Annotated in this window: 23 protein-coding genes; 15 read left to right on the forward strand and 8 right to left on the reverse strand. The window is 44.1% G+C overall.

The features are described 5' to 3' along the window. Window positions 1–253: 253 nt before the first annotated feature. On the forward strand, window positions 254–463 hold the full coding sequence (locus AACV32_RS05430) for a hypothetical protein (RefSeq protein ID WP_026027723.1): 210 nt from the start codon (window positions 254–256) through the stop codon (window positions 461–463). Between the two features lie 4 nt (window positions 464–467). Here the strand turns inward: AACV32_RS05430 and AACV32_RS05435 are convergent, their stop codons facing one another. Beyond that, entirely contained in the window at window positions 468–719 is a 252-nt protein-coding gene (locus AACV32_RS05435; protein ID WP_170894735.1) for a DUF1289 domain-containing protein, read from the reverse strand. A gap of 165 nt (window positions 720–884) precedes the next feature. On the opposite strand from AACV32_RS05435, the gene AACV32_RS05440 reads away from it, so the two are divergent. The 6 genes from AACV32_RS05440 to AACV32_RS05465 all read left to right on the forward strand — a co-directional run bounded on the left by AACV32_RS05440 (window position 885) and on the right by AACV32_RS05465 (window position 7,306). Continuing rightward, window positions 885–1,328, forward strand: a complete 444-nt coding sequence (locus AACV32_RS05440) for an META domain-containing protein (RefSeq protein ID WP_026028018.1) — start codon at window positions 885–887, stop codon at window positions 1,326–1,328. 203 nt (window positions 1,329–1,531) lie between these two features. Continuing rightward, window positions 1,532–2,671 carry an ABC transporter substrate-binding protein gene (locus tag AACV32_RS05445; RefSeq protein ID WP_064625074.1) on the forward strand — a complete coding sequence of 380 codons (1,140 nt, stop codon included), beginning with the start codon at window positions 1,532–1,534 and terminating at the stop codon, window positions 2,669–2,671. Window positions 2,672–2,691: 20 nt separating this feature from the next. After that, entirely contained in the window at window positions 2,692–4,413 is a 1,722-nt protein-coding gene (locus tag AACV32_RS05450) for an ABC transporter permease (RefSeq protein WP_170894736.1), read from the forward strand. Beyond that, the gene (locus AACV32_RS05455; protein ID WP_170894737.1) at window positions 4,379–5,026 is read left to right on the forward strand and encodes an ATP-binding cassette domain-containing protein; all 648 of its coding nucleotides are present in this window, start codon (window positions 4,379–4,381) and stop codon (window positions 5,024–5,026) included. Before AACV32_RS05450 ends, AACV32_RS05455 begins: the two co-directional genes overlap by 35 nt. After that, window positions 5,019–5,657 (forward strand): CDP-alcohol phosphatidyltransferase family protein, encoded by a 639-nt coding sequence (locus AACV32_RS05460; protein WP_170894738.1) that lies wholly within the window; start codon window positions 5,019–5,021, stop codon window positions 5,655–5,657. The genes AACV32_RS05455 and AACV32_RS05460 overlap by 8 nt, the downstream gene beginning before the upstream one ends. 158 nt (window positions 5,658–5,815) lie before the next feature. After that, window positions 5,816–7,306 (forward strand): EAL domain-containing protein, encoded by a 1,491-nt coding sequence (locus AACV32_RS05465; RefSeq protein WP_170894739.1) that lies wholly within the window; start codon window positions 5,816–5,818, stop codon window positions 7,304–7,306. A gap of 75 nt (window positions 7,307–7,381) precedes the next feature. Here AACV32_RS05465 and AACV32_RS05470 read toward each other — a convergent pair whose 3' ends face one another. The 3 genes from AACV32_RS05470 to AACV32_RS05480 form a co-directional block, all read right to left on the reverse strand. Further along, entirely contained in the window at window positions 7,382–8,314 is a 933-nt protein-coding gene (locus AACV32_RS05470; protein ID WP_026029089.1) for a class I SAM-dependent methyltransferase, read from the reverse strand. Between the two features lie 11 nt (window positions 8,315–8,325). Continuing rightward, on the reverse strand, window positions 8,326–9,021 hold the full coding sequence (locus tag AACV32_RS05475) for a TIGR01621 family pseudouridine synthase (RefSeq protein WP_017046192.1): 696 nt from the start codon (window positions 9,019–9,021) through the stop codon (window positions 8,326–8,328). Between the two features lie 123 nt (window positions 9,022–9,144). Further along, window positions 9,145–10,488, reverse strand: coding sequence for a sodium-dependent transporter (locus AACV32_RS05480; RefSeq protein WP_013857032.1), 1,344 nt, complete (start codon window positions 10,486–10,488; stop codon window positions 9,145–9,147). Window positions 10,489–10,824: 336 nt separating this feature from the next. On the opposite strand from AACV32_RS05480, the gene cls reads away from it, so the two are divergent. Beyond that, window positions 10,825–12,279, forward strand: coding sequence for a cardiolipin synthase (cls, locus tag AACV32_RS05485; protein WP_170894740.1), 1,455 nt, complete (start codon window positions 10,825–10,827; stop codon window positions 12,277–12,279). 80 nt (window positions 12,280–12,359) lie between these two features. Next, entirely contained in the window at window positions 12,360–13,556 is a 1,197-nt protein-coding gene (locus AACV32_RS05490; RefSeq protein ID WP_170894741.1) for a cystathionine beta-lyase, read from the forward strand. A gap of 68 nt (window positions 13,557–13,624) precedes the next feature. Here the strand turns inward: AACV32_RS05490 and AACV32_RS05495 are convergent, their stop codons facing one another. The 4 genes from AACV32_RS05495 to pspA are packed head-to-tail and all read right to left on the reverse strand — an operon-like array spanning window position 13,625 to window position 15,569. After that, window positions 13,625–14,215 carry a DNA-3-methyladenine glycosylase I gene (locus AACV32_RS05495; protein ID WP_017049862.1) on the reverse strand — a complete coding sequence of 197 codons (591 nt, stop codon included), beginning with the start codon at window positions 14,213–14,215 and terminating at the stop codon, window positions 13,625–13,627. A 54-nt stretch (window positions 14,216–14,269) separates the two neighbouring features. Then, window positions 14,270–14,659 carry an envelope stress response membrane protein PspC gene (gene pspC / locus AACV32_RS05500; RefSeq protein WP_013857036.1) on the reverse strand — a complete coding sequence of 130 codons (390 nt, stop codon included), beginning with the start codon at window positions 14,657–14,659 and terminating at the stop codon, window positions 14,270–14,272. Continuing rightward, window positions 14,652–14,885, reverse strand: a complete 234-nt coding sequence (pspB, locus tag AACV32_RS05505; protein ID WP_026027627.1) for an envelope stress response membrane protein PspB — start codon at window positions 14,883–14,885, stop codon at window positions 14,652–14,654. The genes pspC and pspB overlap by 8 nt, the downstream gene beginning before the upstream one ends. Before the next feature lie 15 nt (window positions 14,886–14,900). After that, window positions 14,901–15,569 carry a phage shock protein PspA gene (pspA, locus tag AACV32_RS05510; protein ID WP_026027628.1) on the reverse strand — a complete coding sequence of 223 codons (669 nt, stop codon included), beginning with the start codon at window positions 15,567–15,569 and terminating at the stop codon, window positions 14,901–14,903. 230 nt (window positions 15,570–15,799) lie between these two features. On the opposite strand from pspA, the gene pspF reads away from it, so the two are divergent. From pspF to AACV32_RS05540, 6 genes are all read left to right on the forward strand, one after another. After that, window positions 15,800–16,807, forward strand: a complete 1,008-nt coding sequence (gene pspF, locus AACV32_RS05515; RefSeq protein ID WP_170894742.1) for a phage shock protein operon transcriptional activator — start codon at window positions 15,800–15,802, stop codon at window positions 16,805–16,807. A gap of 96 nt (window positions 16,808–16,903) precedes the next feature. Next, on the forward strand, window positions 16,904–18,523 hold the full coding sequence (gene sapA, locus AACV32_RS05520; RefSeq protein ID WP_038149069.1) for an ABC transporter substrate-binding protein SapA: 1,620 nt from the start codon (window positions 16,904–16,906) through the stop codon (window positions 18,521–18,523). Continuing rightward, entirely contained in the window at window positions 18,523–19,485 is a 963-nt protein-coding gene (locus AACV32_RS05525) for an ABC transporter permease (RefSeq protein WP_013857041.1), read from the forward strand. The genes sapA and AACV32_RS05525 overlap by 1 nt, the downstream gene beginning before the upstream one ends. After that, complete coding sequence (locus tag AACV32_RS05530) at window positions 19,472–20,359, forward strand: ABC transporter permease subunit (protein WP_013857042.1); 888 nt, start codon at window positions 19,472–19,474, stop codon at window positions 20,357–20,359. Before AACV32_RS05525 ends, AACV32_RS05530 begins: the two co-directional genes overlap by 14 nt. After that, window positions 20,359–21,354 carry a peptide ABC transporter ATP-binding protein gene (locus AACV32_RS05535; RefSeq protein WP_010320232.1) on the forward strand — a complete coding sequence of 332 codons (996 nt, stop codon included), beginning with the start codon at window positions 20,359–20,361 and terminating at the stop codon, window positions 21,352–21,354. The genes AACV32_RS05530 and AACV32_RS05535 overlap by 1 nt, the downstream gene beginning before the upstream one ends. Further along, complete coding sequence (locus AACV32_RS05540; RefSeq protein WP_013857043.1) at window positions 21,351–22,139, forward strand: peptide ABC transporter ATP-binding protein; 789 nt, start codon at window positions 21,351–21,353, stop codon at window positions 22,137–22,139. The genes AACV32_RS05535 and AACV32_RS05540 overlap by 4 nt, the downstream gene beginning before the upstream one ends. Window positions 22,140–22,191 lie beyond the last annotated feature (52 nt).

Below are 22,191 nucleotides of genomic sequence, written 5' to 3' on the forward strand. Positions count from 1 at the left end.
ATTATTGATTTTATAAATATGTTTATGTGATGGGGTCGCTCATTCGGTTGCAACACTAAAAAGCAATCACAATATTTCGAGAGCGATCTCTCTTTAAATAGATTCTATGGCTTAAAGAGCTTTAATCGAGCCAAATCAGGTGGTTAATTTTTAATCACAAAATTGATCAAATTTTAAGCAGATCTTTGATTGACGCTGTACTGGATCGCTTCTATTTTTTCTATTGGTTACCACAACAATGGAGGTTATAGAAATGAAACGCGCAAGTTCCACTTATCGATTACAACTGATAAAAGATGTTGTAACGCGGCACCAACGTACGGATCCAATGGCGAACTATATTCAACAGCTTCTGACAGAAAAACCCAACATGGAACAACCCGATGTGAATAAACGTTTTCACGGTAATCATTTTGATGAACATGCTGGTGGTTGGGTCAGTGATTTTTGGGGAATGAAGTAATTGATTAAAACAGATCGCGCTGCGGGTTCGTTTCTGGCTCGGAATCTGCGTTGTTTTGCGCTTGTTGTTTCTGTTTTTTCCGCTTATAGCGCTGTTGGCATAATTTTATGACATGCAGTTGCTGCGCAGCAGTCATTGAGAGCCAGTTAAAACGCTCCTCCCTTTTACGCATACAGCCTTGGCAATAACCTTTGTCATCAACTGAACATACACCGATACAAGGGCTCAGCACTTTAAAAAATTCGAGTTGCTCCATGGTTACTCAATTATTTTTCCAATTTAATGTCCGCCACATAAGAGTAACGTGTGTCACTTCCTGATTGCAAACTGTGACGCATATAAAACAATCACCTTATACTGACAAAAACAGTACTCAATTTTATATACTATGCGCGTTTTCCAAATTCTAGGGTCTAATACGATGAAGTTTAGTTCAAAAAAATGGCTAGCCGCAATTTCGCTACCGGTATTGGTGAGTGCCTGTGCAAGTAATGGTGATGTAGAAAGTATTACCGCTCAAGATTTGCAGCATCACAATTGGCAACTAGTGCAAATTGATGGCAAGGACGTGGTCAATAATGACAAACAAAAAGCACCGCGATTAGAAATCGGCGAAAAGATGATGGCTAGCGGTAACGCAGGTTGCAATAACTTTTTTGGGCAAGCCGAGCTAAAAGACAACCAATTCCGCATCGAAAAAATGGGCATGACCATGATGATGTGTATCGGTGATGTCATGGATACCGAGCAGGCGTTTTCTCAAACATTGTCAGATTGGAGCGAGATCAACCTGACTAAAGACAGCCTAACGCTTAAAAATGAGGTTCACACGCTCACCTTTACTTTACGTGATTGGGTAAATTAATTTCAGTCATTCTTCTCATGGCAGTCTTCTCCATCAGGCTGCCATTTCCGTAGACCACCTCACACATCATTCACCTATCTGCGACTTCTGCTTTTTCTCACCAATTCAGATCTTTTGTTTTTTTTCGTTCATAATGAATGAACATGGAAATATCTCCGGTCTATTCACTAAGTCACTGAATAAAGCGATCTTTAAGGATAATTATGAAAAAGCTCATCACCTTACTCTGCACGTGTGCCTTCGCACTTTCCGCGTCAGCGCAAACTTGGCAACAAACCATAGATGCAGCTAAAGGACAAACCGTTTACTTTCACGCGTGGGGAGGAAGCCAAGAGATTAATGAGTACATCCGCTGGGCAGGCAACGAGCTTCAAGATCGCTACGGTATCGAGTTAAAACAGGTGAAAGTGACCGATATTGCCGAGACAACAACACGGCTTATTGCAGAAAAGGCGGCCGCTAAAAATAATAATGGCAGTGTTGATCTAGTATGGATTAATGGTGAAAACTTTAAGTCCATGAAAAATAATGGTTTATTGTATGGTCCATTTACGGAGCGTTTACCTAACTGGCAATATGTTGATTCCTCACTGCCGATCGATCAAGATTTTTCAGAGCCGACTCTTGGCCTTGAAGCGCCTTGGGGTGTAGGACAACTGGTGTTTATTTACGATCAGGAAAAGCTCAATAACCCACCCCGTTCATTTTCAGAAATGTTGAGCTACGCAAAGGCGTTTCCGAATCGTGTTAGTTACCCTCGTCCTCCTGAGTTTCATGGCACCAGTTTCCTTAAAGCCTTATTGATTGAACTAACAGAGAACGATGTTGCCCTGTCTAAGCCTGTGGATGAACAAAATTTTGCCATAGTGACAGCACCTCTTTGGCGCTATCTTGATGAATTTCATCCTGTGGCCTGGCGTCAAGGCAAGCAGTTTCCCAGCGGTTCCGCTCAAATGCTGCAATTGCTTGATGATGGTCAGCTTGATCTTTCCATCAACTTTAACCCCAATGCTGTTTTTTCCGCTCAAGCAAATGGAACGCTAGCGGCCTCTACCCGCTCCTACGCGTTTGAAACAGGGGCTCTTTCTAACATTCATTTTCTCGCCATTCCTTGGAATGCTAGCGCCAAAGAAGGCGCATTGGTTGCGATCAATTTCTTACTCAGTCCGGAAGCACAATCTCGTAAAGGAGATCTTTCCATTTGGGGAGATCCATCGGTATTACAAAATGAGTTCTTAAGTGGCAGCGCTAAGAAAACTCAGCTGTTTAAATCAATCGCCGAGCCACATCCAAGTTGGCAAACGGCGCTTGAAGCCGAATGGCAACAACGCTACGGCCACTAAAGAGACTGAGATAAAGCCCGATGTTTAGAGCAAGCTATTTGCTGATTATTGTCATCTGTATTGCCCCAGTTGTTCCCGGCCTACTTGGGGTCATACTCTCCTCATTGGGCTATATTCCTCCCGTTGGCTTGCACCACTTTTCTCTAGATGGCTACATCGCCATCTTACAATGGTCGGGAGTCGGGCAATCTCTACTACTTAGCATAGGTTCTGCGTTAATCAGTACCTATCTCGCCGCAGCGATCTGCTTTGTGATATTGCAATCATTATGGCACAGCCGTCACTGGTCAAAAGTAGAGAACGCTTTGTCACCGCTACTGGCTATGCCTCACGTCGCTTTTGCCATTGGTTTTGCTTTTTTATTCTCGCCAAGCGGCATGACGGATCGCCTTTTGTATCATCTGTTTGGAACCTCATTCATGGGAGATGGCGCTTCACTTTTAGTACGCAACCCTCACGCAGTCGGGTTAACCTTAGCGTTAGCACTTAAAGAAGTTCCTTTTTTACTGCTGATGAGCATCCCCATCTTGCAGCAATTAAACATTGATAAACTGCAACAAGCAGCGGCTTCGCTGGGTTATTCTCAACCCCAACTATGGCTAAAAGTGATCTTCCCACAGTGGTTAAATAAACTGCGGTTTGCCCTCTTTGCCGTGATTGCCTACGGCGTATCCGTTGTCGATTTGGCGCTCATTTTAGGCCCCAATAATCCACCAACGTTTGCAGTATTGGTATGGCAGTGGTTTAGTGACCCTAACTTAGCCTTAATTCCTCGCGCCGCCGCTGGCGCCGTTCTGTTGTTTATACTTGCAAGCGCCATGTTATTGATCGTTCTCTTCATCGAAAAGTGTTCGACGCAACACTACAAACGCTGGCAATACTCAGGCCGCTATGCGCTTTCCTTGCCAGGAAAATCACTGTTTTTATTCATCATTACCTTATCTCTGCTGATGTTGCCTTTAATGGTGATTTGGAGTTTTGCACAACGTTGGCGCTTTCCAGACTTATGGCCCAGCCAGTTCAGTGCCCGTTTTTGGGACAACGAATGGTGGAATATCGCACCAACCATTTATCAAAGCGTACAATTAGCGCTATTCAGCACTGTGATTGCGCTGGTGTTATCTCTACTCGCTCATGAGTATAAGCTCAAATATCAGCGTCATTTACCCAGTTATTTGATCGCCTTGCCAATGCTCATTCCTCAACTTTCACTGTTATTTGGCATGCAGATCGCCACACTCTTTTTAGCCAGCGATCAGTATTGGCTTTGGGTTACATGGTCACATGTATTCTTCGCCTTTCCTTTTGTCTACCTTGCGTTGGATGGCCCGTGGCAAAGCTACAATCAAAACCTGACTAAAGCAGCGTTAAGTTTAGGAAAAACGCCGTGGCAAGTATTTTGGCAAATTAAAACGCCGCAACTCTTGCCAGCCATCGTTTACGCGGCAGCGGTTGGAATGAGTGTGAGCTTAGCGCAATATTTGCCGACTTTGATGCTCGGCGCAGGAAGGATCGCTACTATTACTACCGAAGCCGTTGCGCTCTCGAGTGGCTTTGACCGCAGAGTCACCGCCATCTATGCCATTTGGCAAGCCCTACTTCCTTTAATTTTTTTCACCTTGGCGATTGTGATCAGCCGCCTACAAACTCATCGCCGTACCATGAACCCTATCGTTAAAAAAACTGCCCGTAAGGAAGCCATTACTCATGACGTTCTGCCTCGAAAACCTCGCCATCCATAAACAAAATGGTGAAGCTCTCTTATCGGATTTAAATATCACCATCTCCCCTGGTGAAATTGTCAGCTTAATGGGGCCGAGCGGCTGTGGAAAATCAACGCTACTTAATGTAATTGCGGGTCATTTGGGGAGGGATTTTAGCTTCCAAGGCAGAGTCATACTGGACGGTGTCGACATCACTTTGCGGCCTGCACATCAGCGGCAAGTCGGTATTTTATTTCAAGATGATCTGCTCTTCCCACATCTGACGGTTTGGCAAAATTTGGCTTTTGCCTTGCCCAACTCGGTAAAAGGCCATGAACGGCAGTCTCAAGCAGAAAAAGCATTACAGAAAATTTCTCTCGAACCTCTTGCCAATGCTTACCCAGAACAGATATCTGGGGGGCAGCGAGCACGTATTAGCTTAGCTCGCATGCTACTGACTCAACCTAAACTGGCACTATTGGATGAACCATTTAGTAAGTTAGATAAAGCACTGCGGATCCAATTTAGGGATTGGGTCTTCAATCAACTGGTCGCCGAAGGCATTCCGACCTTGATGGTCACGCACGATAAAGACGATGTTCCGCCTAACAGCCGCATTTTAACCTGCTCATGGGAGAGCGCACATGCTTGATCGATTTAGTGTCAAAATCATTCGTTGGCCACTAGAGAAAACAGCTCAAGGGCTTCATCGCTTAGGCATTACAGCGAACCAAACGACACTCTGGGGTTTTGCTTTAGGTTGCTGTGCACTTCCTGCACTTGCTTTCTCGCAGTACACGCTGGCATTAATTTTCATCATACTAAACCGAATAGCAGATGGCCTTGATGGTGCGTTGGCAAGAATTCAAGGGGTCAGCGATGCGGGAGGATTTCTCGATATCAGTTTAGATTTTCTGTTTTACTCGCTCATCCCGTTTGGTTTTGTGCTGGCTTCACCTGAGCACAATGCGGTAGCTGGCGCCTTTTTGATCTTTTCTTTTATCGGTACGGGAAGCAGCTTTCTTGCCTTCGCCGTGATGGCCAGCAAGCGAAACATCCACAGCCCTATCTACAAGCATAAATCACTGTATTACATGTCAGGCTTGACTGAGGGTACGGAAACGATTGCTTGTTTCGTCCTGTTTTGTCTTTTTCCTCAACATTTTGCCTTAGTAGCTTATCTATTCGGCGGCGCATGCTGGTTCACCACCATTACCCGCATTTATTCTGGATTTCAAACACTCTCTAACACTCACTCACGTCAAGAATACAACCATGATTAACGGTATCACTTTTGGCTTCGAACTACGGCTTCAAATCCAGATAATGTAATACATTGGGTAATCGTATAACTCTTCGAAATTCTCATCAATTGAACCAGTGGCATGCTAAACTGCGCACTTACTAACGCAGTGGCATAACGATGCCTAAGGTTGCATTTATGACTTTGACCAGACCCGTTAAAATAGCGATCTTACTCTTTCTGATCCCGACTCTTATTTTTTCGTTAGCCATCCCGATATTAATCAATCCGTTGACACGCTATGTGCTGGAAAGCAAACTCGATACCGTCAATCTTTACTTGGCCAATAGAGCTCAGAGCTTAAATGATATGATTTTAGATCAAGTCGCTCAGATAAATTATGAATGCCAAGCAAGCGATATGTCATTAATTCGTGATTCCAAGTACTACAACCGATTTATTAGAATGATCGCAGTTGTCAACAAAGACGGGCGTAGCTGCTCGACTGTCGGTTTCCCATTACAACTTTCGGATGAGTTGAAAGCCTATGACCTCTCTTCAGGGTTTTACATGTCCACCACTCCCGCACTTTTTAATACAGAAAAAGAGCTACTTATTTATTATCAAAAAGAAGGTAATCGAATTTTTTGGATATTAGACAGTAGCTGGCAAGAAGAGATATTAAAAGGTGATTGTATAAATTGCTTTTTATTAAATTTTCATTATTTATCGCCTAGTTTAAATGGATTGAGAATGAGTCGAGGCAATAAAGAGATCGCTTACCAAGACCACATCACAACCATTAGTTACACCATAAAAGAGTTTGATATTCAAGAAACACTCTCTGCTGGTAAAGAATTCAACCAATATCTTTACTACCAATTAATATATTGGGGTTATCCCATTGCGCTAGCAATTGGCATCTTATTATCTATTTTTTATTTAAAGTTCAGAAATTATAAAAACTCAATTCAAGGATTAATTCTTAAAGGCATTAAAGATAAACAATTCATCCCTTACTACCAAGCCATTCTTGATAGCCGAGAAGAGAGAGTTGTTGGCTATGAGATCTTAGTTCGTTGGTGCAAAGGCAAGGAGATGGTTCCACCAAATGAGTTCGTTGGTCCGGCGGAAACATCCGGTTTAATCATCCAGATAACGAATCAAATCATAAGAAAAGTAATTGATGATTTAGAACAATTCGATGTGCAGCAATGGGTGAGTATCAATATCGTGCCAGCCCATATTGAAAGTGGTGGCTTAGCAGAAACACTAGAAGAACTCAATTGGCCAACCACCAAACAGATTCATTTTGAAATAACAGAAAGAACGCCATTTATTAATATTGAAAATGCAGGTAGGGCACTATCTCATCTTATGGCAAAAGGCTATAAGTTCAAAATTGATGATTTTGGGACAGGCTACGGTGGTTACTCATATATACAAAATCTTGGTATTTCTTGTATTAAAATAGACAAGATGTTTATTGATACGATTGGAACTGACGACTTAAAAATAAAGGTACTCAATTCCATTATTCTCTCAGCACAAGAAGCTAATATTGAAATTATTGCTGAAGGCGTTGAACGCGGAGACCAAGTTGATTATCTTGCTACTCGTGCTGTGTATCTTATCCAAGGATTCATCTATTCTAAACCCTCACCGATTGAACATATTTTGGAAAATTAATAATTCCTGAAGTCAGGAGCAATCACACCATAACCAACTTTATTATGGCGTGATCTTACCTAGTCTCCATTCTACTTAGGAGAAAATCAGTGCTTTCAGGCTGGCTTGCGGATCAATATCTTCAAACTCTGGTGGGTTTTCTAGGCGAGCTTGAAAAGTAAGTGATGGCGCTTCCACCTTCATCCCTTCGATTAAAAAGTCGCAGGTTACGGCTGGTGAATTAACGCATGCAAGCACTTCGCCGCCTTGTTCTAACAGCTCAGGTAAACGGCGTAAGATACGTTGATAATCTTTAGTCAGCGCAAAGCTGCCTTTTTGAAACGAAGGAGGATCAATAATAATCAGATCATATGGCCCTGATTTTTTGATTTTTCCCCAAGACTTGAAAATATCATGCCCAAGAAACTTCACTGAATTGAGATTGTGGCCATTTAATTGATGGTTTTCACGGCCTTTAGCCAGTGATGCTTTGGCCATATCGACATTCACAACTTGGTCAGCACCACCAGCAATAGCTGCTACTGAAAAACCGCAAGTATAGGCAAATAGATTCAGTATATTTTTATGTTTAGCGTGAGATGAAACCCACTCACGGCCGTAGCGCATATCCAAAAACAGCCCAAAATTCTGGTTACGCCCAATGCTCAATTGGTACTTTAAGCCATTTTCGACCACCACAGGGAAAGGCTCTAACGCTCCCCATACTGTTTCTGAAGGCGCGCCATCGGCATATCGATGCTGAAGTAAGACACAACTACCTTGCTTTTCTAGCCATAACGGACTGGTTGTTAGGTGCGACAAACCCGCTTTTAACTCCGCGAGAAAATCTTCTTCGACATTTTTAAATAAGTTGACGACTAACTGCCCTTGCAACCAGTCACAGGTGAGCTGTTCTAGACCTGGCCACTGACGACCTCGGCCATGAAATAAGCGGCGAATTTCACCTGTATTGCAGGAGAGCTGCTGCTCAATATGGGTAAAAAAGTGAGAAAGCGCTGAGCGTTGCATTGTTTGTTCTGTCATTTGTTTACTTTCGGCCAAACTAGATTCCAAGGTGTTAACCAAGATTCAATCCCTTGGCTAACAATGTCTGAGTTCCATTTCTGCCCCATCGCTACTTGATTGCGTGGGTCGCAGATAAATTGATACCACTGATCCTGATAGCAAAAACGTAACGCAAAAGCGTGTAGATAGCCTCTATCTGAATCATCATGAGAATGATAAATCGGGTCACCGACAATCGCAGAGCCGAGTGATTTCAAAGCAACCCTAATTTGGTGGGTTTTTCCGGTAAAAGGTTTACATAAAAAGAGACGTTCACCCGGCTCAGCAGAACAGGAAAAAAACTGCGTTACGGCAGGGTTATTTTGTGTCGCTACTAACTTCCACGACGAACGTCGAGAGCGTTCCATATCACCGCTTATCAAACCCTGTTTCTTTTTAGGCTTTTTACTGCCAATGGCAAGATAGAATTTCTCGACTTCCCTTGCTGCAAAGTTTTTAGACAACTCACTGGCCGCAGCTTGGTGGCGGGCAAGCAATAAAATGCCGGATGTCATTTTATCCAACCGATGAACTAAGTAGAGCTGGCCATCACCTGAAACCTTACCCACTTCTTGCAGCAGCATTGTATCCCCGTCATCTTTGTGCACAGAAACATTGGGATGCTTGTTGATGATGAGAAAATCGTTGTGAGTATAAAGAATATCAAACATGTGAATCACTAACTGCAGAATAGGCGGCTGAGTATAGCGTTAAACAACACAGATACCAATAAATGCAAGGTTCAAGGCCGTAGGATGATAAAAAGGCTCTCGGATGAGAGCCTTAGGAATGCGCTAAATTAATGAATAAGCAAAGACCATTAAAATCGCCACGGGGCAAACAAAACGCACGTACCATGGCCAAATTTTCCAGAATAGGCTTTGTGCAATGTCTGGGTTACCTTGTTTGATCTCATCAAGCAATTTATTACGATGCCAAACCCAACCCACCACAATAGCCCAAACCACACCTAATAAAGGTTGCATATAGACGGTCGAGACGTTAGCCACTAGGTTAAATAACGCCCCAAAGTTAAGGGAAATGATGATGCTCAGCAGCGCAATGGCTCCACCGATCATCCATGTTGCTTGGCTACGAGTCATTTTTAGTTCATCTTGCGCGCAAGATACTGGTACTTCTAGCATAGAAATTGAAGAAGTTAGCGCTGCGATAACCATCAAAATAAAGAAACCAAAACCGAGCAACACCCCTGCACTGCCCATATTATCAAACATCGCAGGCAGCACGGTGAAGACTAAATCGCCAGAACTCATCAAGTTGCCTGCATCATCAAAAATTTCGACACCATGATTTTTAGCCACAAACATTGCTGGGAGAATCAAAAGGCCAGCTGCAAACGCCACTCCCGTATCAATCGCCGCGACTTGCGCCGCTGTTTTTGGCAAATTAACATCTTTCTTAAGATATGAGCCATAAACGATCATCGCTCCAACGCCTAAAGAGAGAGAGAAGAAAGCTTGCCCCATTGCGTCTACTAATAAACTGGGAGTGATGTGCGCAATATCAGGGATCAAATACATCTTCAATCCTTCCATTGCCCCATCTTGGGTAAAGATATAAGCAATCATGGCGCCGAATAGAATAAAAAGCACTGGCATCAAACGGGTAGACCATTTTTCAATGCCGTCCGCGACACCTTTTCGCACAACATAAATAGTAAGCAAAGAAAATGCGAGAGCCAGTAAAACATTACGTAAGCCGCTAAAATTCACTAACCAATCGGCCGCCGTCTGTAAACCCAACAGGCCTAATATAGGGGATGCCGCAAAACCCATAAGCCATCCGGCAAGAATGGAGTAAAAACTGAGGATCATCGATGAGGCAATCATCGCAATAATGCCAAACAGTGCCGCCGCCGCACGATTTTTGGTCCAGATACTTCTTAAAGAAGCGATGGGGTTAGATTGTCCATGTCGCCCGATCGTCAATTCCGCAACCAGCATCGGAAACGCCAGCAAGAATACCATTGCCAAATAAATCACTAAAAATGCCGCGCCACCATTACTTGCCGCTTTGGTCGGAAAACCCCACACATTCCCTAGGCCAACCGCAGAACCTGCAGCCGCCATAATAAAACCAAGTCTCGATGAGAAATGACCTCTTGAACTACTTGCCATAAACTATTTACCAATGTTGTGTTTGTTAGGCAGTGCTAAAAGTGAGTGTAAACTTTTAATTACACAAGTTATAATTTTTAGTCGCACTGTGATGGTGGCAAGTAAAACAGTTTGAGATTAAAATTGGAAGTCCGAACGATATAAATTATGGATTAGACCGTAGTTTTATAGTTCAATTGTTGCTTTTTTATCCTCAGATCATTTTTTTAAACTGCTATGATCACTTTAGTAACACGATTCATCTGTTACTATTTTCATATTATTCACGCGATAAACTTCCTTACTTTTCCCTTTCCCTTTACTATCGTGACTTATTCTATCGACAAGATTAATGGCATGGACAAGGTTTACCACGTTCTTACTTTAGCAGGCATCGCACTCTATTGGTTTTTGGTCGCCGCAGTCACGCTACGCGTTGTATTGAAACGCCGAGCGGTGAGTGTTTCTCTGGCTTGGCTGATGGTGATTTATATCATTCCGATTGTGGGAGTGATCTGCTACTTTCTTTTTGGTGAGCTAAATTTAGGGCGCAAGCGTGCAGAGCGTGCGAAGGAAATGTTTGCTCCATTTGGTGATTGGTTTAGACAGCTTAACGATTGCCAGGCTCATGCCCCTGAGGGAATGGGTGCTCAAATTTATAAAATTGATGAACTGTGTAACCACCGTATGGGGATTCCGGCCTTAAGTGGTAATACGTTATCACTGCAAACCTCCCCTAACGAAATTCTGCATTCCATCATTGCCGACATCGAACAAGCTCACACTAACATCCAAATGGTATTTTATATTTGGCACCCAGGTGGATTGGCGGATTCGGTTGCGTCGGCTCTGATCCAAGCGGCCAAACGGGATGTGCACGTTAAGCTGCTGCTTGATTCCGCAGGGAGCCCCCGCTTTTTCAAAAGTCATTGGTATACCATGATGAAAGACGCAGGAGTTGAAGTCGTCCAAGCGTTAGAAGTGAGCCCGTGGCGGATGTTCTTACGCCGCTTAGACCTACGCCAACATCGTAAAATCATTGTTATCGACGATAAAATTGCCTACACAGGCTCGATGAATTTGGTTGACCCGGCCTATTTCAAACAAAACTCCGGTGTGGGTCAATGGGTCGATATCATGGTGCGGATCACTGGTCCTGCGGTCAATGTGCTGTCCGCAGTACATTGCTGGGATTGGGAGGTGGAAACGGGAACACGTATGTTACCAGCACAACCAGAATGCACAATTGGTCCGGATCAGCCCCATCATCCTGTACAGGTTGTCCCTTCAGGCCCTGGTATGCCAGAAAACTTAATCTCTCAAGTGTTAACACTGGCGATTAATCAGTCAAACCAATCCGTTAGGATCACTACCCCTTACTTTGTGCCTAGTGCAGACCTATTAGCAACGCTAAAAATGACCGCTCAGCGCGGTATCAATGTTGAGATCATTATTCCACACAAAAATGACTCATTGATGGTCAAATGGGCATCACGCGCATTCTATGGCGAGCTACTTGAAGCAGGGGTGAAAATATACGAATTCTACGGTGGTTTGCTGCACACGAAATCCGTCGTGATCGATAACCAGTTCTGTCTTGTCGGTACAGTGAATATCGATATGCGCAGCCTATGGCTCAATTTTGAAGTCACGCTCGCGATTGAAGACCAATCCTTCACTCAGGAAATGAATTGGCTACAGCAACACTATATAGAACAATCTCACTTGGTTGAGCTACCAATATGGGAGCAACGCCCACTGTATCATAGGTTTTTTGAACGATTGTTCTATCTGTTTAACCCTCTGCTATAAACTTTTTATCTAACTGGGGTTGCCAAGCTAGGCAACTCCATGTTTTAAATAACGAACTCTCTCCCAGACAAGGATTTCGGATGTCAGAAGGTAAAAAAACACAGTTGGTCAATGCGGGTCGCAGTAAAAAGTGGACCAATGGCGTTGTCAACCCACCTATTCAGCGCGCCTCTACCGTTGTATTTGATAGTGTGGCTGAAAAAAATCAGGCCACTGTCAATCGGGCTAATAAAACACTCTTTTATGGACGCCGTGGTACTCATACGCACTTTGCGTTCCAAGAAGCAATGGTGGAAATTGAAGGTGGCGTCGGTTGCGCGCTTTTCCCTTGCGGTGCGGCCGCCATTGCCAATAGTATTCTTTCCTTTGTGCAAACGGGTGACCATATTCTGATGGTCGACACTTGCTATGAACCTACTCGTGATTTTTGTGAAAAAATCATGAAAAAAATGGGCATAGAAACGACCTACTACCCACCGACCATAGGTGAAGGGATCCGTACTTTGATCCAACCCAATACCAAAGTGTTGTTCACTGAATCACCCGGTTCGATCACGATGGAAGTGCAAGATATCCCAACCTTAGCGCAGGTTGCACATGAACATGACATCATTGTCATGCTGGATAACACTTGGGCGGCGGGCGTGAACTTTTCACCTTTTGAACATGGTGTTGATATTTCGATCCAAGCGGCGACAAAATACATTGTTGGCCACTCAGACGTGATGTTAGGAACAGCGATTGCCAATGAAAAATGCTGGGATCAATTGCGAGAGCAAAGCTATTTAATGGGGCAATGTGTCTCACCTGATGACGCTTATTTAGGGCTACGAGGGCTAAGAACGTTAGATGTTCGCTTACGTCAGCATGCTCAAAATAGCTTAACCATTGCGCACTGGTTAGCAGAGCAACCTGAAGTGGATCATGTTCGCCATCCTGCGCTAGAGACTTGTCCTGGACATGAGTTTTATCAGCGTGATTTCACTGGTGGTAACGGGCTGTTTTCATTTGTATTAAAAACCAGTGATGTAAAAGCTACGACAGCCTTACTCGATGGCATGCAACATTTTAGTATGGGCTTTTCATGGGGTGGATTTGAAAGCTTGATTTTAGCTAATGAACCCAAAAGCTTTGATAATTTAAGAACCGTCGCACACCCGCACTTTGCAGGTACATTGATCCGAGTGCATATTGGTCTTGAAGATATCGACGATCTGATCGCTGATCTAAAAGCGGGATTAGAACGCTACACTGCACAGCTCGCTCTGCGTGCATAACATCAGCGGAAAACCAAAAAACCGCTGGAGATTCAGCGGTCTTTTGCATATTAGGTTGCCCTGAAAAATTAACGCTTGGGGCAATCAGCCAAATGATCGTTCACCATACCCACCGCCTGCATAAAAGCATAACAAATCGTTTCGCCAATAAACTTGAAGCCTTTTTTCTTTAGAAATTGGCTCATCGCCTTAGACGTGGGCGTCGATGTAGGGATATCACTAATCTGCTGCCAATGATTGAGCACTGGTTGACCATCCACAAACTGCCACAATGCTTTGGATAAGGAACCATACTCTTGCTGCAACAGTAAAGCCGCTCGTGCATTGGAATAGACAGAGGCAATTTTTCCTTTGTGCTTCACCACATCGAAATGTTCGATAATGTAAGGTGCCCGCGTTTCGTCGTACTGAGCAAGTTTTTCAAGATCATAGCCGTCAAAGGCTAAGCGATAACCTTCGCGCTTTTTCAAAATCGTAATCCAGCTCAGCCCAGCTTGCGCACCTTCTAACGTCAAAAATTCGAACAACTTGACATCATCGTAAACGGGAATGCCCCACTCATTATCGTGATAATCGCGCTCTAAAGGGTGATTCATCGCCCATGCACAAGTCATTTCTGTATGATGCTTCATTTTTTGTTTCCTTACCCTTACCTTCATTTGCGGTGTCAGTTGAACAATGACACTGCAAATCTACGTGCCTAGCTTTGCTTTTTAAAGCTGATTAAACTCACGATTGACTTTAAATGCTTCAGAGGTGACATAAGCCTCCATTTTACGGATTTTCTGATCCACTCGAGTTAAATCTTGATCCAATGTCGCCAGCAAAGCTTCGGCGGTTTGTCCTTGCTCCCAAGGCTTATTCTTCAATGTATGTTCGCGTTGGGCTTTTAGCGTTTCAACATACTGAGTAGGCTGCTTTTCTAACATCAGCATCAAAGCCATATAAGCTAAAAGCACTAAAAAACCGCCACCGAGTAGTGCAGCTGAGATGACCAATATACGCACCAACCAAACTTCTAACCCAAGATAATTAGCAAGCCCAGCGCATACGCCAGCTATTTTGCCATTGACCGGATCTTTATAGAGTTCTCGGCTAGCCATGATTTTGCCTCCAAGTCGGTGATTCAGCATCTAAGATGCGTTCAAGGGTTTCAACACGGCTTTGCAGTTTTTCCGCTTTTTCAGATAACGCTTTAATCCGCTCTAAATCCTCTTGTGACAATGAGTTGCTGCTATGTCGTTTACCTCTGTAATGCAGAAAAAGCCATATCGGTGCAACAAAAATCAAAAAGACAATCAGTGGACCTGCGATAAAAAATGATGACATATATGCCACTCCTCGTTATTGGTTTTTGTCCATTTGCTGTTTCAGTTTTGCTAGCTCTTGTTCAATTTCATCTTGCGCTTGAAGTTCAGCAAATTCTTGGTCGAGTGACTTAGCGTTACCGGACATAGCGTAGAGATCGGCTTCAGCTTCAAGTTCATCGACTTTACGCGAGTACTGTTCAAACTTCGCCATCGCTTCATCAGTACGGCTAGTATGCAAATGACGTTGCACATCACGACGGTTGTGCGCAGTTTGGCTACGAAGTGCCAAAGCTTGTTGCTTCACCCGTGTTTCGGCAATTTTGGCCTCTAACTTACCGATTTCCCCAGTCAATTTATCGATAGTTTCTTCTACCAAGGTTTGTTCAGTGTGCAAGCCTTTCTGCATTTCTTGCAATTTCTTTTTTTCAATTAAAGCAGCGCGAGCGAGATCTTCACGCTGTTTAGCAAGCGCCAAGGTCGCTTTCTGTTGCCAATCTTCAATATGAGAGGCCATAGAATCCACTTTACGCGCGAGCTCTTTCTTATCCGCAATAGCTTTGGCCGAATTGGTGCGTACTTCTACCAAGGTGTCTTCCATCTCTTGGATGATTAAGCGGATCATCTTTTCAGGATCTTCCGCTTTATCTAACAGTGCACTGATATTCGAGTTTACGATATCGGCAAAACGAGAAAAAATACCCATGTTCAATCTCCTGATTAGTTGTTCATGACGATGTAGTTATTGGTGAGCTATTTTGAATCGCTCAAAACGTTAAGACGAGAAGAGATAACCAAGTTTCATGCCATATATAAATCTATTGATAATCAATAAATTAGATAATATCTCATAGAATAAGATTACTGTGCTATGATGATTTTCGCCAAGAGTTGGTGAATTTAACCACCCTTTCAATCACAGTGTGGAGAGTGAACATGCAACAAAACTTACTGGGTGAAGCGCCTCAATTTTTATCGGTACTGGATAAAGTCTCTAAGCTTGCACCGATTGATAGGCCGGTATTAATTATTGGCGAGCGGGGAACGGGCAAAGAGTTAATCGCTCAGCGCTTACACTATCTTTCCAAACGTTGGGACCAACCACTGGTTTCGTTAAACTGTTCAACCTTGAGTGAAGGGTTAATTGACTCTGAGCTCTTTGGTCATGAATCAGGCTCGTTTACCGGAGCCAAAGGACGTCACCAAGGACGATTTGAACGGGCAGAAGGTGGAACTCTTTTTTTGGACGAACTCGCCACCGCGCCGCTTGCTGTACAAGAGAAACTACTTCGAGTGATTGAATATGGACATTACGAACGTGTCGGCGGTAGCCAACGGCTTAATGCGAATGTCCGTATCGTCTGTGCAACCAATGCTAATCTTCCACAATTAGCTGAAATTGGAAAGTTTCGAGCTGATTTACTCGACCGACTGGCCTTTGATGTGATCCAGCTTCCACCGCTAAGAGAGCGAAAAGAAGATATTATGCTACTTGCTGAGTATTACGCGATTAAGATGTGCCGTGAACTGAACTTAGCGCTCTTTGTCGGGTTTAGTGCAGAAGCGGCAGATCAGCTTCAACACTACTTGTGGCCGGGAAATGTGCGTGAACTTAAAAATGTCGTGGAGCGTGCTGTCTATCAACACGGAACGGCCTCCCATCCGATTGAAAACTTGGTTTTTAACCCTTTTGCTAATGAGTGGCACAAACCAGATGACCTTACTGGCAATCTCTCCACAGATCGCCATACTTACACCACTGGCTTTGAATTTCCGATGGATTACAAAATGTGGCAGGAGGATCAGGACAGACAACTACTGAGTGCCGCGCTCAATGCCAGTAAGTTTAATCAAAGACAAGCTGCAGAATTACTCGGCTTGAGCTACCACCAATTGAGAGGTATGGTGAGAAAATATCAACTCGTCGGCAGCAATGATGATTAACCCTAGGTTTAGATCAACAAAAAATGGTAGATTATCAGGATTTTGAGGCATAATGATTGGCTTTGTTTGCCCTACTTCTCACAGTTATTTCTCTTTATGAAAACATTGATACGATTCGCACTAGGAATATGCAGCTTTAGCCTACTGATAGGCTGTAGCGAACAAATTGACCATAGTAAAATTCGCCAGAGCGGATTCGTATATTGTGGTCACGGCAATCCCACCACTTTTAACCCACAATTGGTTGAGAGCGGCATTACGTCTGAAGCTCTCAGCCCACAGATTTACGACACGCTGTTGCAATTGGATTCAGAAACCTTACAACCGATACCCAGTCTGGCCACGAGTTGGACAGTGAATCCACAGGGTACAGAGTATACATTCAAGCTAAACGATGGCGTTCAATTTCAATCAACCGCTTGGTTTACACCGACTCGCGCTCTTAATGCCGATGATGTGGTCTTCAGCTTTCGCCGAATCATTGACCCAACCAACCCATTTCATTACGTCAATAGTGGCGTCTACCCATGGTTTGCTGGTATTGATTTCAAAAACTTGCTGATCGATGTTCAAGCTCTGGATGAACTCACGGTTAAATTTACCCTCAGCCGTCCCGACAACTCCTTTTTATCCAATATCGCCACCAGTCACGCTGTCATACTCTCCTATGAGTATGCTAATCAATTAGTGATTGAAGATGAAAAAAGCATGATCGACAGCCATCCTGTTGGATCCGGACCATTTTATCTAGACGAATTTAAAGTGAATGACCTTATCCGCCTCCGTCGTCATGGCGCTTATTGGAATGGCGTGGCGAAGATGGAACAAGTTGTATTTGATGTCTCCAACCGAGGTACAGGGACACTCGCCAAACTACTACGCCATGAATGCGATGTGCTCAGCTCGCCTATTTCAAGCCAAATCCCTATTATCAAGCAGCAATCGGAAATAGAGCTTGATGCCAAGCCTGCGATGAACGTGTCTTATATTGCTGTGAATACCTCTCACCCTGCGCTCAGTGATGTTCGCGTGCGTAAAGCGCTTAATTTTGCGATCAACCGCCAAAATATTTTGGACTCGGTCTATTACGGTACAGGAAGTATTGCTTATAACATTCTTCCCCCCTCCTCTTGGGCCTATCAAAAGGACAGTATTCAAATTCGCTATGATCGTAACTACGCGATCGCATTACTTAAAGAGGCTGGCTATTACGCCAACTTGGAATTGACGATGTCTGTTCCTGCAGAGTCTCATGCCTATAATCCAAGCCCACGTAAAACCGCCGAGTTAATTAACGCTAACCTTGCCGACATTGGTATTACATTGCATATCATCACGGAAGACCGGCTCGATCGCTCAAATTTGACCCAGCACGCCAACGTTGATCTGATTTTAACGGGCTGGAATGGCGATACCGCAGACCCAGATAACTTTTTGCGTCCACTGCTCTCATGTAATTCAGATCGCTCAGGACTCAATGCCTCGATGTGGTGCAATAGTGATTTCGATTTTCTACTCGATTTGGCCTTGGAAGTAGACAAGTCGCGCTATCGCCTTAACTTATACAAACAGGCACAAAATATTTTAAACGAAGAGTTCCCGGTTATCCCATTGGCACACGGCATGCAATTTAAAGCGTACAGCAAAACATTAACGGGCTTTAAACTCAGCCCATTTAATGTACAACCATTCAATACGGTTGAGAGGATCGAATAGTGTTTTTATATACGGTACGCAGACTCAACTTATTTATTATCACGTTACTCATTTTGACTATGGTCGGGTTTGCGCTGCTGCGCTTAGATCCACAGTCGCCTCTAACCGCTCATGGATTTTGGTCAGGTTGGTCAACCTATTTAGGGCAACTACTGCAACTGAATTTTGGCGTCAATCACAGTGGTGTCCCGATTGTGGACGAACTGGCGATGGTCTTTCCAGCAACGCTGGAGTTATGCCTCATTGCTTTTACTCTCTCTTTGTTAATTGGTCTCCCTATTGGTACGCTCGCAGGAATGAAGCAAGGTAAATGGATTGATACCGTCATCTCCTTCACGTCAATGTCCGGCTATTCAGCACCGCTATTTTGGGTAGCTTTGTTAATGATCATGGTCTTTTCACTGCATTATGAGCTGTTTCCTGTTTCAGGACGTTATGATCTGCTCTACCAAGTGGAACACGTGACAGGTTTCGCTCTGATCGATGCTTTTTTCGCTGAAGGCAACTACCGTGCTCATGCTTTGCAAAGTGTTATTGAACATATGATTTTACCCTGCTTGGTACTGGCTCTAGCACCGACGACACAAGTGGTGAGCCTGATGCGTTCTTCGGTGGCCGATGTAATGGCTCAGAACTATATACGCGCCGCTCGAATTAAGGGTTTAAGTGATTACGAAATTGTCACCGAGCATGTGCTGAGAAATGCAATTCCACCTATTATTCCTAAATTCGGGGTTCAGTTATCGAGTATGTTAACGCTAGCAATTATTACTGAATCCATCTTCAACTGGCCGGGAATCGGCCGTTGGCTGCTCGATGCATTATCTAACCAAGATTATGTCTCCATTCAAGCCGGCGTGATCGTAGTTGGTACGCTCGTTCTCACAGCAAACATTCTGTCTGATTTGATTGGCGCTATGGTTAACCCGCTGGTAAGAAAGGAATGGTATGCTAACAAATAACATTTATCAGGAAGAGCATATTCCGACTCAGTTTGAGCGGTTTTGGCGCAGCTATCGCAATAACAGTTTGGCGATGTTTGGCTTGTGGTGCTTAGGACTCATTGTGTTGATTACCCTCACCTCTCCTTGGATAGCCCCTCATGATCCGCAGTTGCAAACGAGCAACCTATTAATACCGCCTTCTTGGGATCCTGCGGGTACTGTCGAATTTTTCTTAGGTACCGACGATTTAGGCCGAGATATCTTGTCACGGTTGATTGATGGTACCCAATATACCTTCGCTGCCGCTATTTTAATCACCGCTATCGCGGCTGTGATCGGCTGTTTTATCGGCATTATGGCAGGCATGACCAAAGGATTATTGTCCAGTACATTGAACCACTTACTCGACACGGTCATGTCGATTCCATCATTGCTGCTTGCCATTATTTTTGTGGCACTGCTCGGTTTTGGCGAGTTCAATATTTTGCTTGCGATTGGTTTGGCACTCATCCCTCGCTTTGTTCGTTCGGTGTATATTGCCGTACACAACGAAGTAGAAAAAGACTATATCCTCGCCGCACGTTTAGATGGTGCCAATGACTTTTATCTGTTGTGGAACTCCATTTTACCCAATGTCCTTGCTGTCATCGCCAACGAAATAACACTCGCGTTATCCATTGCCATCTTAGACATCACCGCTTTGGGCTTTCTTGGTTTGGGTGCTCAAGCACCAAGCACCGAATGGGGCACCATCTTAGGTGATTCAGTTGAGCTGATTTACCTCGCACCGTGGACAGTCACTCTCCCCGGTTTAGCGATTATGTTTACGGTGATCATCATCAACTTAGTCGGTGAAGGTGTACGACAAGCTCTGAATGCAGGGGTGGAATAATGCCATTATTAGATATTCGCCATCTCACCATCGAAATTGATACGCCACAAGGCATGGTAAAAGCAGTCGATCGCATGAGCTTAACCATGAACGAAGGCGAAATTCGCGGGTTGGTGGGAGAATCCGGATCAGGAAAAAGCTTGGTGGCTAAAGCCATCGTAGGAATATGCAAAGATAATTGGACCATCACCGCCGACCGCATGCGCTTAGGTAACATTGATCTACTTCAGCTGACGCCGCGCGAACGCCGGCGAGTGATTGCCCGCGACATCGCGATGATTTTTCAAGAACCGTCAACCTGCTTAGACCCTTCAGATGAAGTGGGAAAACAGTTGATTGAATCAATTCCATCGCGCACATTTGAAGGCAAATGGTGGCAGCGTTTTACATGGCGTAAAAAACAAGCCATTGCCCTTTTACATAAAGTAGGAATCAAAGAGCACGCGCGCATCATGAGTAGCTACCCCTATGAGCTAACTGATGGTGAATGCCAAAAGGTGATGATTGCGATGGCTATCGCAACCAAACCAAAAATTTTGATTGCTGATGAACCAACGAACGATTTGGACCCCATTACCCAATCACAGATATTGCGCCTGCTAAGCCGGATGAATCAGGTCAATAACACCACGATTCTATTGATTGGCCACGACTTAACCACCATTACCCAATGGGCTAACCGTATTACAGTGATGTACTGCGGTCAGTCTGTTGAGTCAGCCGATACCCAGAAAATATTGAGTGAACCCAAACACCCTTATACGGCCGCACTACTGAAAGCGATGCCCGATTTTAGTGATTGGATACCGCATAAAGAAAAATTGCAATCCTTACCGGGTTCCATTCCACCCTTGCAACATTTACCGATTGGTTGCAGATTGGGGCCTCGCTGCCCCTATGCTCAGCGCCAATGCGTTGAAATACCGTATCCACAACGTATTAAAAATCATAAGTTTGCCTGCCATTTCCCACTCAATATGGAGCAACAGTCATGAGTGCGTCATTATTAGAAGTGAACGGGTTAACTAAAGATTTCATTACCCGTTCAGGTCTGTTTCGCAAGAAAATTCAGCATGCAGTCAAACCGGTTAGCTTTACGTTAGAAGCGGGACAAACCATTGGTTTTATTGGCCAAAATGGTTCTGGTAAATCGACATTGGCACGAATGCTTGCGGGGATGGTTGAACCCTCGGCTGGCGAGATACGCGTTAATGGAGAGTTATTGGAACACAAGGATTACTCCACGCGCTGTAAGCTGATTCGAATGATTTTTCAAGATCCGAACACATCGCTCAACCCAAGAATTCAAATTGGTCGTATTCTAGAAGGGCCGCTCAAAAGAAACACCAATATGCCACCTGAAGCGCGCATGAAGCGCGTGAAAGATACGCTATTGCGCGTTGGGTTATTGCCAGAGCACGCCTACTTCTACCCGCAAATGCTCGCCACCGGGCAAAAACAGCGGATTTGCTTGGCACGAGCACTGATTCTACAACCGTCGATCATTGTGGCTGATGAAGCATTAAACGGGTTAGACATGGCAATGAGATCACAGATGATTAACTTATTTCTAGAACTGCAAGAAGAGATGGGTGTCTCGTTTGTGTATGTCTCGCAACACCTTGGTATTGTAAAACACATTACAGACAAAATTATGGTGATGCACGAAGGCGAAGTAGTCGAATCGGGTGACACACAAGAAGTATTGTCTAATCCAACTCATCCCATCACTCAAAGAATGATTGAGAGCCACTTCAACAAAGCGCCCAGCTTTAAATAGCCGCTCTGTATTTAATGTCGGAAGACAATATCGTGTGAACGATTCAGATACA

Origin of the sequence: Vibrio sp. B7 (genome assembly GCF_963888765.1) — a bacterium.
Taxonomy (GTDB): domain Bacteria; phylum Pseudomonadota; class Gammaproteobacteria; order Enterobacterales; family Vibrionaceae; genus Vibrio; species Vibrio anguillarum.

Coding starts and splice junctions, on each gene's coding strand:
- AACV32_RS05430 (WP_026027723.1), top strand. CDS start 254: ATGAAACGCGCAAGTTCCACTTATCGATTACAACTGATAAAAGATGTT.
- AACV32_RS05435 (WP_170894735.1), bottom strand. CDS start 719: ATGGAGCAACTCGAATTTTTTAAAGTGCTGAGCCCTTGTATCGGTGTA.
- pspB (WP_026027627.1), bottom strand. CDS start 14,885: ATGTCATCATTTTTTATCGCAGGTCCACTGATTGTCTTTTTGATTTTT.
- AACV32_RS05495 (WP_017049862.1), bottom strand. CDS start 14,215: ATGAAGGTAAGGGTAAGGAAACAAAAAATGAAGCATCATACAGAAATG.
- pspC (WP_013857036.1), bottom strand. CDS start 14,659: ATGGCTAGCCGAGAACTCTATAAAGATCCGGTCAATGGCAAAATAGCT.
- AACV32_RS05475 (WP_017046192.1), bottom strand. CDS start 9,021: ATGTTTGATATTCTTTATACTCACAACGATTTTCTCATCATCAACAAG.
- AACV32_RS05460 (WP_170894738.1), top strand. CDS start 5,019: ATGCTTGATCGATTTAGTGTCAAAATCATTCGTTGGCCACTAGAGAAA.
- AACV32_RS05465 (WP_170894739.1), top strand. CDS start 5,816: ATGACTTTGACCAGACCCGTTAAAATAGCGATCTTACTCTTTCTGATC.
- AACV32_RS05490 (WP_170894741.1), top strand. CDS start 12,360: ATGTCAGAAGGTAAAAAAACACAGTTGGTCAATGCGGGTCGCAGTAAA.
- AACV32_RS05450 (WP_170894736.1), top strand. CDS start 2,692: ATGTTTAGAGCAAGCTATTTGCTGATTATTGTCATCTGTATTGCCCCA.
- AACV32_RS05445 (WP_064625074.1), top strand. CDS start 1,532: ATGAAAAAGCTCATCACCTTACTCTGCACGTGTGCCTTCGCACTTTCC.
- AACV32_RS05530 (WP_013857042.1), top strand. CDS start 19,472: ATGCTAACAAATAACATTTATCAGGAAGAGCATATTCCGACTCAGTTT.
- AACV32_RS05535 (WP_010320232.1), top strand. CDS start 20,359: ATGCCATTATTAGATATTCGCCATCTCACCATCGAAATTGATACGCCA.
- pspF (WP_170894742.1), top strand. CDS start 15,800: ATGCAACAAAACTTACTGGGTGAAGCGCCTCAATTTTTATCGGTACTG.
- sapA (WP_038149069.1), top strand. CDS start 16,904: ATGAAAACATTGATACGATTCGCACTAGGAATATGCAGCTTTAGCCTA.
- AACV32_RS05540 (WP_013857043.1), top strand. CDS start 21,351: ATGAGTGCGTCATTATTAGAAGTGAACGGGTTAACTAAAGATTTCATT.
- cls (WP_170894740.1), top strand. CDS start 10,825: ATGGACAAGGTTTACCACGTTCTTACTTTAGCAGGCATCGCACTCTAT.
- AACV32_RS05440 (WP_026028018.1), top strand. CDS start 885: ATGAAGTTTAGTTCAAAAAAATGGCTAGCCGCAATTTCGCTACCGGTA.
- AACV32_RS05480 (WP_013857032.1), bottom strand. CDS start 10,488: ATGGCAAGTAGTTCAAGAGGTCATTTCTCATCGAGACTTGGTTTTATT.
- pspA (WP_026027628.1), bottom strand. CDS start 15,569: ATGGGTATTTTTTCTCGTTTTGCCGATATCGTAAACTCGAATATCAGT.
- AACV32_RS05470 (WP_026029089.1), bottom strand. CDS start 8,314: ATGCAACGCTCAGCGCTTTCTCACTTTTTTACCCATATTGAGCAGCAG.
- AACV32_RS05455 (WP_170894737.1), top strand. CDS start 4,379: ATGACGTTCTGCCTCGAAAACCTCGCCATCCATAAACAAAATGGTGAA.